Source organism: Chroococcidiopsis thermalis PCC 7203 (genome assembly GCF_000317125.1).
GTDB lineage: Bacteria > Cyanobacteriota > Cyanobacteriia > Cyanobacteriales > Chroococcidiopsidaceae > Chroococcidiopsis > Chroococcidiopsis thermalis.
This window is the reverse complement of record NC_019695.1, coordinates 3,218,823-3,231,723: the sequence shown is the minus strand read 5'-3', so window position 1 is coordinate 3,231,723 and position 12,901 is coordinate 3,218,823. Positions and strand designations below refer to the sequence as shown.

Below are 12,901 nucleotides of genomic sequence, written 5' to 3'. Positions count from 1 at the left end.
CTTCAACCCACTTTTAATTACGAATTACGAATTACGAATTATGATGATGAACCTGCTCGATCCAGTCTTTGTCATTCCCGCGCTAATTTTCCTATTTTTAGCACTGGGTTACATTGGCGTTCCTTTGTGGCTGTGGTCGCTGTATTTTGTCCTGGTACTATCAGCGTGGAATCCGCCAATTTGGGTGTGGTCGCTGTTTGGTGTGGTGGCAGCAATCTTAAATTTACCCATATTACGGCGATCGCTTGTCACATCTTTGATCGTTTCCGCCATTAAAGCTTTCAATCTCTTACCAAACATCTCTGCAACTGAACAAGCAGCGATCGAGGCAGGAACTGTTTGGGTAGATGGTGAGTTCTTTTCCGGTCAACCCAATTTTCGCAGAATTAACAGCGAACCCTATCCTCAAGTCACGCCAGAACTCCAAGCATTTCTTGACGGACCAGTAGAACAAGTTTGCCGCATGGTCAGCGATTGGGAAATTTACCGTCGCAAAGACTTACCACCGGAAGTCTGGGCATATCTCAGACACGAAGGCTTCTTCGGCATGATGATTCCCAAAGAGTATGGCGGTTTGGGCTTTTCTAACTTTGCCTACAGCGCCGTGATGATGAAGTTGGCATCGCGATCGTTCACCCACACGGCGACAGTGGGAGTGACGAACTCCCTCGGACCCGCTAAGCTATTGCTGCGATATGGTACTCCAGCTCAGAAAGACTATTATCTGCCCCGACTAGCCAAGGGAGATGAAATTCCCTGTTTTGCCCTGACCGAACCCCAGGCTGGCTCAGATGCGGGTAGCATTACTTCTGAAGGGGTCGTGTTTCCAGCTGAAGATGGAAAACTATATCTGCGCTTGAATTTCCGCAAACGCTACATTACCCTGGGCGCGATCGCCACTTTAATCGGTCTGGCGTTTCGCCTTCGCGATCCAGAAAATTTGCTGGGAAAAGGAGAGGATGTAGGCATTACTTGCGCTTTAATTCCGGCGGATACGCCTGGTGTGGTTTTAGGACGGCGACACGATCCGATGGGAGTTCCGTTTTACAATTCTCCGGTTGAAGGGCATGATGTCATCATCTCCATCGACCAAGTTATCGGTGGTGTAGAACAGGTGGGTCAGGGTTGGAAAATGTTGATGCAGAGCCTGGCTGCGGGTCGGGGCATCAGCTTTCCTGCTACCTGTACCGGAGTTGCCAAACTCGTAGCGCGAGTGACGGGCGCTCACGCAACAGTGCGACAGCAGTTTGGTTTGCCAATCGGTCGGTTTGAAGGAATTGAGGAACCCCTAGCTCGGATTGGGGGACTGACATATTTGATGGATGCCGCTCGGGCTTATACTTGTGGCGCAGTCGATCGCGGCGAGCAACCTGCTGTCATTTCGGCGATCGCTAAGTACAACCTGACGGAACTCTCGCGTCAAATTATCAATGACGGGATGGATATTCTCGGTGGTTCTGGTATCTGTCGCGGTCCCAGAAACCTACTCGCAAATATCTACATTGCTACTCCGATCTCGATTACGGTTGAAGGCGCGAATATCCTCACTCGCACGATGATGATCTTCGGTCAAGGAGCGATCCGCTGTCATCCCTACGTATTTGCAGAAGTTATTGCCCTCAAACAGTCGGATGTCTCGGCTTTCGATCGCGCCTTTTGGCATCACGTTGGTTTCATGATGCGTAATGGTTGCCGTGCCTTACTGCTGAGTCTGTCTCGTGGCTATCTCGCCCGTCCGCCTGTAACTGGAGCTACTGCTAAATACTACCGCAAACTCGAATGGGCAGCCGCGACTTTTGCTTGGCTGACCGATTTAGTTCTCTTCTGTTTTGGTGGCACGTTAAAGCGGCGAGAAAAACTAACTGGACGATTTGCTGATATTCTTTCTTGGATGTATTTGGCAACAGCTACTCTGCGCCGATTTGAGGCAGAAGGTTGCAAGGAAGATTTACCCTTTATCCGCTGGGCAGTAGAATATGCCTTAGCTCAAATTCAGCTTGGATTTGAGGGAATTTTCAGTAACCTACCCATACCAATTCTCGGTAGTTTATTCCGAAAACCTGTGATTTGGTGGTGGCGGCTCAATGCGATCGGTTCTTTACCATCTGACCGACTTGGCAGTGAAATTGCTCGTAACCTTCAAACACCAGGACAGCAACGCGATCGCCTCACCGCAGGTATTTATGTTCCTGTAGATCCAAATGAAGCCTTGGGACGCTTGGAAAATGCTTTTCTCCTGTCATCCCAAGCCGAACCAGTATTCAAAACTATCAAAGCTGCCAGTCGTGAAGGTCAGCTGCCGTCAGGAAAACCGGAGCAGCTAGTTACAGCAGCACGTGAGGCTGAGATAATTACTCTAGAAGAGGCTGAGCTAATTCGTGCGGCAGAAATTGCTCGTAATGAAGCAATTCAAGTAGATACATTTACACTTTTGGAATACCAACAAGGAGTAGAGGATCGACAAGAACAACTGAAATTGATGGATCGAGCGGCTTTGTTGCCTAAATAGCTGGAGGCAAAGGGGAAAAACAAAATCTACTGTTTCGGTCGATCTAGTTTTAGAGCAGGTAGAACGCGATCTGAAGTTATGAAACCATCGCCAATGGAGCAATTGTCGCATCAACTTTTGTTTCCCAAAGCCGTCTCATCAGCTTACCCTCATACCTATGTTCGCGCAAACGTTTGTTATAGCTTTCTAATACGATGGTTTCTTCATATTTCCCAACCGACATAACTAGTCGATTGGGATCTCGCATTTGATAACTAAATATACTAGGCGCGCTATTGTGGGAGATACTTTTATCTGTAAATACAACATTGGGATGCTTGGTATCGACACACCAAGACATATAGTCTGAGTCTAGTTTTTTACGATATTCCCAACTCATTTTAATTCCAAATTCAACTCGTTCTAGAGCGTGAATTTGGGCGATCGCCGATATTTCTGACTCATTCAACCAATCTACATTTAGCGTTAGTAACGGAGAAACCCAAATCCCCGTAGAACGCAACCAATAATCGTATAGCTGATAATGGAACGGCATAGTTGCATAAATTTCCTATGGAAAATCAACGCGATATACCGATCTCTACCAGCCGCGATCGCGGTTTTACGGATTATTTTAAAAATTTCCTTGACAAAATACTCGACTCATGCGTCTGCGTGTGTTCCTTGGCAGGGATTGTAAGGGCGGGTTTTACCTGATAGCTATTCCTGTCAGAAAAATCTGTTGTCTAAACCCGCCCCTACTAATATTTGTGATTGGATGCTAAGAACAAAAGATCGATAATTTCGCCAAAACCCAAGCCAAAACCGGCTACAACTGCTAAAAATAAAAAAGTATTGAATCGACTAAAACCAGCAAATCGCATTTCTACATTTGCCAAGAATGTGATAGCTAAAGGCATGACAATAATCGGAATTAAAATCGATCGCGCCGCAGCCAAAGCAATCAACACGCACACCAAAAGCATTGCTACAATCAATAGAAATCCTTGGGAAGCAAATTTCATAATTTGCTCTAAAGCAGCAATACTCTTCCAAGATAAAGCTAATCCTACAGCTGCTATGCAGGCTCCAACAAACCAAAAGATATGGTAGGCAGAGAGATACCATCCCAATAGTGCGTATGCTAGCCAGAGGGCAACAACAGGTAGCAGAGGGATTCTATTTAGAAGTCCTGCGTTCATAATAGAGTCTTAAGGCGATCGGGAACAGGTATAAAAGTGGTAGATAGCATGGAACTACCTGCATTTTAACTAAGCATCTGCAAACCCGCTTCCTACTGTAAGAAGAGTTAATTTATTGTGGTGAGTGGCTAGTGGCTAGTGGCTGAATTCTTCATCTAGTCACCAGTCACTAGTCACTGACAACTAATAACTGTTCACTAATTTCTCTGTTTGAGTGCGATGAGTAACTCCATTTGACTCGTGGTTTTGTCGGGGTTGCTGGCGGTGATGCCGATGCCGCGAATAGAGTTGATAATGGCAGTAGCTTCTGGATCGATCGCAGTGCTTAAGGGTTTACTAGCAAGTAACGACATGGTTTTATCCATATCCAAGTAGAAGTAACCTGCATTAGGTTGTATTAAAGAACCAGTTGCAGCTTTGAAAACTTCGCTACTGTCAAGAGACTTACCAGAAGGCTTGGCGATCGCCTCTACAATCGGTTCGCCTACAGCGATAAACATTGTATCTCGGTCTAACCAGCCGTGACCGACAATCGCACCTTGGGCGGGAACTTGCCATTCAGTAATGCTTTTACCATTAATATCTCTGGGAACGACAGCTAAAAAGTTACTTTTAGCGATCGCATCCAGTTTACCGAGAGTCGATTCAGCCGTAGCGCGATCGCTGGTTTGAAACATGAATGCGCCGCCAAATCCCAACGAAGCTAACACACCCTGGCTAGATGGAATTGCACCAATGGCGAATTCTCCGTCCATCCAGCCAAAAACTTCTCGGTCTAGATCGAGATTGTAACTTACTTTGAACGATCGCCTTGCAGAGTCCAATCCTTGCTTGACTTCCGGTAAATCTCTAGTTCGATCGACAAACGCCGCCCAAGTACGACTAATTCCCGCACCAGTCAATAAAGCCAGCGTATCGACGGGAAATCGAGTGACAATCTTTCCTGGAGAGTTTTGGTATTGTATGTTGATGGTATCAGGGTTTAGCTGCGCGATCGCTTTCATCCTAAGTCCCATGTCATCCACGCCCACACCTGCAACTACGGCTTTGACCGATTGCAACTGTGCTAAAGTCTGTGGAGGTAATCCAGCCGGATTAGTAGCCGTTAATTGTTGAACTGCACCTGCATAATCGGGTAAATAGATTTGCGCGATCGGGTTTTTGAGTTGTAAGCTTTGGGCAAAAGTGCTGTCTATACCTGCTTTGGTAGCAAAAGAGGGTTCTCCTTTATAAGTATCGATCGCTTGTTCTACTGCTTGTTTGGCTGGAGCGAGAATGACACGACTATCAAGGATGCTACTGTAGATTGGTTCGCCTTGACTTGTTGATTCAGTAATTTTTTGTCCTTTGTAATCGAATTCTTTACTCGTAACTGTTTTATCGGCTTTTAGTTTCTTGCTAAAGTTCCAGGCACTCAACCCATTTTTAATTCCTAGTACCAGTAAAATATTCGATTGAGACGAGAATGGTTTTGCTTGTACTTGTTTAGCAGAACTAGGTGGTAGCACGGCAATTGTGACGCTACCCAACCAGGGTTTTATATCTTGTTCGTAATTAATCTTAGATTTTGCGAATACTTGGCGATCGAAGTCTTGCAGGCTTTTTTTAACTAATTTTTCGGCTTCAGGAGTGCCAAATCGCTGTAGCTGTGCCAAAGCACTAGGATCTGTCGAAATAAAAGCTGCCATCAATGCATCATCTGGTACGACTTTAGCACTTGCCAAAGGACTCGTTCCACTACCAAAGTTTCCTTTAAAATACCAATAAGCTGCTGCACCTCCTGCTACAATCCCGATAGCTACAACAGCAGGGAGCAAATTTGATTTTTTCGTCGGCATTTTAATTATCCTTGCGATCGCCTCTGCTCAAATTCTTGTCAATCACCTATACAAATGTCATTGTGGTAATTTCGGATAAATATTAGGAAGTAGGGAGTTGTAGGGGCAGGTTTAGCGAGCCTAGCTACAATAGAACAAAATATTCAGCAGTTAAACCTGCCCGTACAGGAGTAGGGAAAATACTAATGACAACTCGTATGAATGAATACAAGCAGCAAATTATTACAGATTTTAATTCTAGAACTAATTATGACAACGAGTTTCGCCATCGTTTTGCCAAACCTTTAATAGAATTAGCTCAACTCAAGCCAGGGCAAAGAGTTTTGGATGTGGCGACTGGTACGGGAATCGTGGCGATCGCGGCAGCAAAAATCGTAGGAGATGCAGGTTATGTATTGGGAGTAGATATTTCCACGGGAATGCTAGCACAAGCACGGCACAAAGTTGAGTTAGAAAAATTACAAAATATTGAATTGATTGAAGCGGACGCGGACGATTTACATTTTGATGATAATAGCTTTGATGTGATTTTTTGTTCCGCTGCGATCGCCTATCTCACACATGTTTTTTCTTCCCTGCGTCAGTGGTATCGTTTTTTAAACACAAGTGGAATAGTAGCTTTTTCCTGTTTTGCTGAAACAGCTCATACTGCATCTATTTTATTTAGAGAGAAAGCACAACAATTTGGAATTACAATTAACAATCCCAACGAACTACTAGGTACTCCTGAAAAGTGCCAAGCTTTACTTCAACAGACTGGTTTTCAAAATATTGAAGTTGTAACTCAACAATTCGGTTTCTACTTCAAAGATGCAGAAACAGCATGGAACGCACATGCTAATAATGTTTACGGCTACCAGGTGTATCAACTATCACCAGACAAATTAGCGCAGCTTAAAGCAGAATACATGGCAGAGATCCATGCCTTGTCAACGGAGCAAGGATTTGGGCATGATGTTAATAGCTTGTTTGTTTTTGCTCGTAAAAGTTGAGTTTGAGATTTTTCATGATTAGTAACAGTGATAATACAATTAAACTCGATCAATTTTTAAAATTAATTGGCATAGCAGCAACAGGCGGACAAGCCAAACTAATAATTCAGGGAGGTGAGGTTCTCGTTAATGGCATACTGGAGACTAGACGCGGACGCAAGTTAAGATCGGGTGACAGCGTAACCGTAGCAGAACAAACTTTTGATGTAAATTTAGACGAGATTTAAGTTTTAATTAAAGTTAGGCGATCGCATTAAGACACCAACCGCAATCCCCGCGCCAAATCTTTGCACAACTGCGTTGGTTTACTCAAGTCTGGCTTAATCAAACAGTCATCCGCAGCAAAATCATAGTCTGCTACCTCCAACTTTAACGCCCACTTGGTTAATGGCAATTTTCCCCATGTCTCTACAAACTCTACAACGCCTTTGGGTCTTTTAGAGCGTTCTACATTTTGCAAAGCACAGGCAATACTCAGTTGATTAAATCCCCTAATTAAAGGATCGGGATAGGGAAATGGATCTTTTTCTCCTGCTTTGATGCGTCCAAAATACTCCAGCACACCTGAAGCTAATAGAGAAAGTATTTCTGAGTGATTTAACTTAGTCGGATCGTAGCTCATGGGTTTGATAGACCAAATGGGTCGCCCCATATCAAACCAGAGAGCGTGACTTTGCGTAACTTTGAATGTGCCACTATTTAGAGTGGACGCGAGTGAGAATTCGCAATCCACAATTTGCAATTAAACACAGACCAATTACCAATTACCCATTACCACTCTTAAGTGATAACTGATTTATAAAATCCCGACTGCGTGCAATAGCCCTTTGCCAGTGATTAGCTCGATAATCAGAGCGATAAAGCCGAGCATGGCAATTCTACCATTCCAAATTTCTGCCGAGGTCGTCATGCCCCACTGCCAGCGCTCTTGAGGGTACATTTTGACCCGCTTTTTCATTTGCGACACTTGAGACAGTTTAACGCTGGGAGAATTTAAGGCTTCGATGGTTAAATCTGCCATCCCATCAATAAACTGAGTGTGAGTGTTAAGCGCTGGGACGCGACGAAAGTTATGTATGCCTACTGACTCTGCAACTTCTCTATACTCCATGTCAATTTCTTGCAGAGTTTCTATGTGTTCGGAGACAAAACTGATCGGTACGACAACCATATCTTGCACCCCTTGCTGACCCAATTCTTGAATCGCATCTTCTGTATATGGTTGCAGCCATTCTACAGGACCAACACGACTTTGATAAGCTAAGGTGTATGAATTGGGGCGGTTGAGGGTCTGCATTATCAGCGCCGTACATTCCTCAATTTCTTGCTGATAGGGGTCGCCTGCTTCCTCAACATAACTTTTTGGCACGCCGTGAGCGCTAAAGAAGACATGCACTGCATCAGGGTTGGAAAACCCATCTAACTCTTGAGCAATTAACTGCGCCATTGCTTGCAGATAGCCTGGTTGCTTGTACCAAGAGGGAATGACTGTATATTCAATGCTGTTTAATTTTGGGTCTTCTAACCACATTTGTTGCAGCAAGCGGAAGCTAGAACCACTGGTGCTGATGGAAAACTGCGGGTAGAGTGGTAAAATCACCAAACGGTCAATGCCATCGCGTTTGATGCGGGCGATCGCTTCTTCGGTGAATGGATGCCAGTAACGCATCCCAATATACATTTGAGTTGGTTGCCCTTTTTCTTCTAGTCGTGCTTGTAGCGCTTGTGCTTGGGCTTCAGTGATGCGTCGTAAGGGGGAACTACCACCTATCTGTTTATAGTTTTCTTGCGATCGCTTCGTGCGTACGGTTGAAATCCACCATGCCAGGGGTTTTTGCAGCCAGGGAAACGGCAGGCGAATGATTTCCGGGTCGGCAAACAAGTTAAATAGAAACGGTCTGACATCCTCTAGTCGATCCGGTCCACCTAGATTAAGTAATAGTACTCCCACTCGACCCATAGCAGTTTTGTTACCCCAATTTCTTCAGCTTTGTTACTGATTTTAACAATACATCTTTTAACAATACATCTTTATTCGGAATATCGGTCAACAAATATTTATGAGGATTGAAACATGGCAACAATATTACGAGAATGGAGCTATCGTTATCAATGGTTTTACGATACAGTTTCTCGACTAGCGGCGTTGAGCGTCGGCGGAGAGGGAAAGTTTCGCCAATTAGCTTTGCAAAACTTAACAATTCAGCCCAATACTCAAGTTTTGGATCTTTGTTGCGGCAGCGGTCAAGCAACTGAGGTATTGGTGAAATATTCTCAAGAGGTGACGGGATTAGATGCGTCTCCTTTATCTTTGAAACGAGCGCAACACAATGTACCGCAAGCCAAATATGTAGAGGCTTTTGCCCAAAAGATGCCTTTTAGCGATCGCAGTTTCGATCTAGTTCATAGCAGCATGGCAATGCATGAAATGACAGCGGAGGAATTGCGGCAGATTTTGAGCGAAGTTCATCGCGTCCTCAAGCCAGGAGGCATTTTCACTTTGGTTGATTTTCACCCACCGACGAATTGGTTATTCGTACCTGGAATCTATCTCTTTCTGTTTTTATTTGAAACAGAAACAGCTTGGCAGTTGTTACGCGGGGATTTAGTTGAGTTGTTGGAAGAAGCGGGGTTCGAGTTGCAAAATCGCGTTCTCCATGCAGGCGGAAGCTTGCAAGCGATCCAAGCGATCGCGCGAGCCAACTAATGCACTATTACCAATTACCCATTACCAATTACCATAAAATCTGAGGGTTGCATGATGAAGCATGATGAACACAACGGGTAAAGTTTACCTGGTCGGTGCGGGACCAGGAAGTATTGATTATCTAACTGTTAGGGCGCTGCAACTGTTGAGCCAAGCAGAAGTATTGATCTACGATGCTTTAGTCGATCCGCAATTGTTAGAACTAGTGCCGTCAAATTGTCTCAAACTCGATGTCGGTAAGCGCGGCGGACAATCTAGCACCCCTCAAGCAGAAATCGATCGCTTATTAGTCGAGTATTGCCAAACAGGACAGCAAATCGTTCGGCTCAAAAGCGGCGATCCGTTCATTTTTGGACGAGCCGCAGCAGAAATTGAGGCATTAGTTACCGCAGGCTGCCCATTTGAGGTTATACCTGGAATTTCTTCAGCCTTAGCCGCACCCACCCTAGCAGGAATTCCCCTCACCGATCCGGTGATGAGTCGTTGTTTTGCCATAACAACTGCCCACGAACCGGAACTCGTCAACTGGGAAGGTTTAGCATCAATCGGAACCCTGGTGTTTCTGATGGGAGGACAGCAGTTATCAGAAATAGTCAAACAATTAGTCAGACATGGGCGATCGCCCCACACGCCAATTGCGATCGTGCGTTGGGCGGGAACCGCAAAACAGCAAGTTTGGACTGCCACCCTCGAAACAGTTGTAGCTCAAACCGATGGCTTAAACCTTTCTCCTGCTGCGATCGTGGTTGGTGAAGTCGTTGGCTGGCGCGAGTATTTACAACCGCAGGAGAAGAGACAAGGGGGACAAGGGGGACAAGGGGGACAAGGGGGACAAGGGAGACAAGGGGGACAAGGGGGACAAGGGAGACAAGGGGGACAAGGGGGACAAGGGAGACAAGGGGGACAAGGGGGACAAGGGAGACAAGGGGGACAAGGAAGTTATTCTAGTCACCAGCCACTAGCCACTAGCCACTCTCCCCACGCACCACTTTCTAATAAAACTATCCTCGTCACCCGATCGCTAGGACAATCGAGTCAATTTTGCGATCGCCTTGTAGAAATGGGTGCGACAGCTATTGAGATGCCAGCATTAGAGATTGGTGCGCCTTCGAGTTGGATGGGGTTAGATAATGCGATCGCGCAGTTATCGGATTTCGATTGGTTAGTTTTGACTTCTACAAATGGAGTAGATTATTTTTTTGAACGCCTGCTAGCTAAAGGTAAAGATACGCGGGCGCTAGCTGGGGTAAAAATTGCTGTAGTAGGACAAAAAACTGCTCAGAGTCTTCAACAAAGATATTTACAACCAGATTTCATTCCTCCCGATTTTGTTGCCGATTCTTTAGTAGAAAACTTTCCTGAATCTTTAGCAGGTAAAAAAGTTTTATTTCCCAGAGTTGAAACTGGAGGACGAGAAGTCTTAGTCAAACAATTTACTGCCAAAGGTGCAGATGTGTTAGAAGTCGCAGCTTATGAATCTCGTTGTCCGCAGTCAATTGCGCCTGAAGCATTAGAGGCGTTACAGAGTCATAAAGTGGATATTATTACTTTTGCTAGTTCTAAAACAGTCAGAAATTTCTGCCAACTCATAGCACCATATAACAACATTAATTTAGATGGAATTTGTATAGCCTCCATTGGTCCCCAAACCTCTAAAGACTGTATTTCTCTCCTCGGTAGAGTTGATATAGAAGCAGAGGAATATACTTTGGATGGTTTGTTACAAGCAATTATCAGTTAGCAGCGATCGACAACCAACAACTAACAACTAGTGACTGATTACCAATTACCAATTACCAATTACCAAAAAAGAATTATCGGTCTTACTGGTGGGATTAGCACTGGTAAAAGTACTGTTTCTCAATACTTAGCACATGAATATCATTTACCAGTTCTTGATGCAGATATTTATGCGCGAGAAGCAGTGCAACTTGGTTCGCCAATTTTAAATGCGATCGCCCAGCGTTACGGCAAAAACATTTTGCAGGCTGATGGGACGCTGGATCGCCAACAACTAGCGCGAATTATCTTTAACAATTCTACAGAAAAGCAGTGGTTAGAAAGACAAATTCATCCTTACGTGCGCGATCGCTTTGAGCAAGAAATCTATCAATTATCCGTTCCTATAGTTGTATTAGTTATCCCTTTGCTATTTGAAGCAGAAATGACAGATTTAGTTACAGAAATCTGGGTTGTTGCCTGTTCGCCGCAACAGCAAATAGCTCGACTAATGCAGCGAGATAATCTAACTTTGGAACAAGCACAGGCGCGAATTAACAGTCAAATGCCACTATCAGAAAAATGCAAGCGTGCTGATGTTGTCTTGGATAATTCTTCTAGTCAGGAAGAGTTAAAACAGCAGGTAGATTCAGCTATTTGTCCCTGAAAAAGTTATTGTTTAAGCAGAGGATTGAGGCTGCTTAAAGCTGCTTTTCAATCGCATCACACGCAACAATCACTCCATTTTCTACTTGAAGAATCCGTCCAATTTCTATTGCTTTGGTTGTGTATGTAGGATTTTCTAACAACTCACACAATTCTTTATTTGTACGAATTAGATCTTATCGCCATGTAAAGACCTGTCAACATATATCCCAATATCAACCCTTTTGCTATTGCCACGAAGCTTGTCGAAAATATCCCTGGATCGCCTGTAGTTGTCCTATAGTACTCAAATTGTCCTAAAAAACTTAGAAAAAGAGCGCCCGATACAAATCCCCAAGCTGCAATCAAAAATGAAATTGAATTATTTATCTTTTTCTTGACCAAATAAACAGCTATCCAAAGAGTAGCTCCCAGAATGTAATCATCAAACCAACTCAGAAACCTAGTCAAATCAAATATTTGATTCGATCTTCTTACAGTTTCAGCAAGCGGCAAAAATAACCCCATAATCGTTGCCATTCTCACAGATATCTTTAAAGGTTTATTTTCCATTCACGAGTTTGCCTCTCAGTCTGCATCAGTTGCGGCGATCTTAACGATCCCTCCCGTACTAACAGTCTCCAAACTTCTCTTCAGATTTGTGGTGTTACTCTGCTTACGCTGTCACCATCTCCGATTCAGGATCGGGAGACGCGGGATTGAAATGCAGTACCATAATTTGCTCTGGTCGTAAACCACAAGATTCGTAAGTACGTCCGTTGCGATCGCTAAACTCGACTTCATACGCACTACCACCAGCTAGGATTTCAACCACTGTACCAACCTGTCCACGCCACAAGTTAAGTTCGGGCAAATCGACTATCAATGCTACTACATCGAGCAACTTGACTTCACTTATCGCCATCTTACATCGCCTCTAGTATTACAGAGGATAACAAGTCGTTAGCTTTGGAATATCGGAATCATGTTCGACGATCCAACCACTACGAATCGTTGCACTTCTATTTTGCCATTCGACTGACAAATCAAGAGTATAGCGTTGTCCAAATCCGTCGCATCTTCCCAATTGCGCTTCATAAGTTTTGACAACTTCAAGTAGTATTTGCCTTAAATCTTCCGCATCATCAATAGTTATGCCAAGTATTGATGAAAACAGACGAGCTTTATGTTTTCCGTTTTCATGGTTTGAGTTTAGGCAATAATCTCGTAATTTACCAATATCGACGACTGCGTTTTCCGCATTCGGAATTATCATTACATTGCAATGCTCTAGTCAACTCTTTGGCTGA

14 protein-coding genes are annotated in these 12,901 nt (G+C 44.2%); 6 read left to right on the top strand and 8 right to left on the bottom strand.

What is annotated here, in order from left to right; all coding sequences use genetic code 11:
- Window positions 1–46 precede the first annotated feature (46 nt).
- On the top strand, window positions 47–2,509 hold the full coding sequence (locus CHRO_RS14265; RefSeq protein ID WP_084739216.1) for an acyl-CoA dehydrogenase: 2,463 nt from the start codon (window positions 47–49) through the stop codon (window positions 2,507–2,509).
- 76 nt (window positions 2,510–2,585) lie between these two features.
- Here CHRO_RS14265 and CHRO_RS14260 read toward each other — a convergent pair whose 3' ends face one another.
- The 3 genes from CHRO_RS14260 to CHRO_RS14250 form a co-directional block, all read right to left on the bottom strand.
- Window positions 2,586–3,044, bottom strand: coding sequence for a hypothetical protein (locus CHRO_RS14260; protein ID WP_015154925.1), 459 nt, complete (start codon window positions 3,042–3,044; stop codon window positions 2,586–2,588).
- Window positions 3,045–3,249: 205 nt separating this feature from the next.
- Window positions 3,250–3,690 (bottom strand): hypothetical protein, encoded by a 441-nt coding sequence (locus CHRO_RS14255; RefSeq protein WP_015154924.1) that lies wholly within the window; start codon window positions 3,688–3,690, stop codon window positions 3,250–3,252.
- A gap of 197 nt (window positions 3,691–3,887) precedes the next feature.
- Window positions 3,888–5,528: a DUF3352 domain-containing protein gene (locus CHRO_RS14250; RefSeq protein WP_015154923.1), complete on the bottom strand. Its 1,641-nt coding sequence runs from the start codon at window positions 5,526–5,528 to the stop codon at window positions 3,888–3,890.
- Between the two features lie 185 nt (window positions 5,529–5,713).
- On the opposite strand from CHRO_RS14250, the gene CHRO_RS14245 reads away from it, so the two are divergent.
- Both CHRO_RS14245 and CHRO_RS14240 read left to right on the top strand, forming a co-directional pair.
- A complete protein-coding gene (locus CHRO_RS14245; RefSeq protein ID WP_015154922.1) occupies window positions 5,714–6,520 on the top strand; it encodes a class I SAM-dependent methyltransferase in 807 nt (268 codons plus the stop codon).
- A gap of 14 nt (window positions 6,521–6,534) precedes the next feature.
- Window positions 6,535–6,747 carry an RNA-binding S4 domain-containing protein gene (locus CHRO_RS14240; protein ID WP_015154921.1) on the top strand — a complete coding sequence of 71 codons (213 nt, stop codon included), beginning with the start codon at window positions 6,535–6,537 and terminating at the stop codon, window positions 6,745–6,747.
- A 26-nt stretch (window positions 6,748–6,773) separates the two neighbouring features.
- Here CHRO_RS14240 and CHRO_RS14235 read toward each other — a convergent pair whose 3' ends face one another.
- Together CHRO_RS14235 and hemH are read right to left on the bottom strand one after the other, a co-directional pair.
- A complete protein-coding gene (locus CHRO_RS14235) occupies window positions 6,774–7,172 on the bottom strand; it encodes a pPIWI_RE_Y domain-containing protein (RefSeq protein WP_015154920.1) in 399 nt (132 codons plus the stop codon).
- 144 nt (window positions 7,173–7,316) lie between these two features.
- A complete protein-coding gene (gene hemH / locus CHRO_RS14230) occupies window positions 7,317–8,480 on the bottom strand; it encodes a ferrochelatase (RefSeq protein ID WP_015154919.1) in 1,164 nt (387 codons plus the stop codon).
- A 114-nt stretch (window positions 8,481–8,594) separates the two neighbouring features.
- Between hemH and CHRO_RS14225 the strand changes: the two genes are divergently transcribed.
- From CHRO_RS14225 to coaE, 3 genes are all read left to right on the top strand, one after another.
- The gene (locus CHRO_RS14225; protein ID WP_015154918.1) at window positions 8,595–9,227 is read left to right on the top strand and encodes a class I SAM-dependent methyltransferase; all 633 of its coding nucleotides are present in this window, start codon (window positions 8,595–8,597) and stop codon (window positions 9,225–9,227) included.
- A gap of 61 nt (window positions 9,228–9,288) precedes the next feature.
- Window positions 9,289–10,968: a uroporphyrinogen-III C-methyltransferase gene (gene cobA / locus CHRO_RS14220; RefSeq protein ID WP_015154917.1), complete on the top strand. Its 1,680-nt coding sequence runs from the start codon at window positions 9,289–9,291 to the stop codon at window positions 10,966–10,968.
- Between the two features lie 30 nt (window positions 10,969–10,998).
- On the top strand, window positions 10,999–11,613 hold the full coding sequence (coaE, locus tag CHRO_RS14215) for a dephospho-CoA kinase (protein ID WP_015154916.1): 615 nt from the start codon (window positions 10,999–11,001) through the stop codon (window positions 11,611–11,613).
- Between the two features lie 155 nt (window positions 11,614–11,768).
- On the opposite strand, the gene CHRO_RS14210 is transcribed toward coaE, so the two are convergent.
- From CHRO_RS14210 to CHRO_RS14200, 3 genes are all read right to left on the bottom strand, one after another.
- Window positions 11,769–12,164, bottom strand: coding sequence for a hypothetical protein (locus CHRO_RS14210; RefSeq protein ID WP_015154915.1), 396 nt, complete (start codon window positions 12,162–12,164; stop codon window positions 11,769–11,771).
- Window positions 12,165–12,267: 103 nt separating this feature from the next.
- The gene (locus CHRO_RS14205; protein ID WP_015154914.1) at window positions 12,268–12,516 is read right to left on the bottom strand and encodes a DUF4926 domain-containing protein; all 249 of its coding nucleotides are present in this window, start codon (window positions 12,514–12,516) and stop codon (window positions 12,268–12,270) included.
- A gap of 18 nt (window positions 12,517–12,534) precedes the next feature.
- Window positions 12,535–12,867, bottom strand: a complete 333-nt coding sequence (locus tag CHRO_RS14200) for a DUF6883 domain-containing protein (RefSeq protein ID WP_015154913.1) — start codon at window positions 12,865–12,867, stop codon at window positions 12,535–12,537.
- Window positions 12,868–12,901 lie beyond the last annotated feature (34 nt).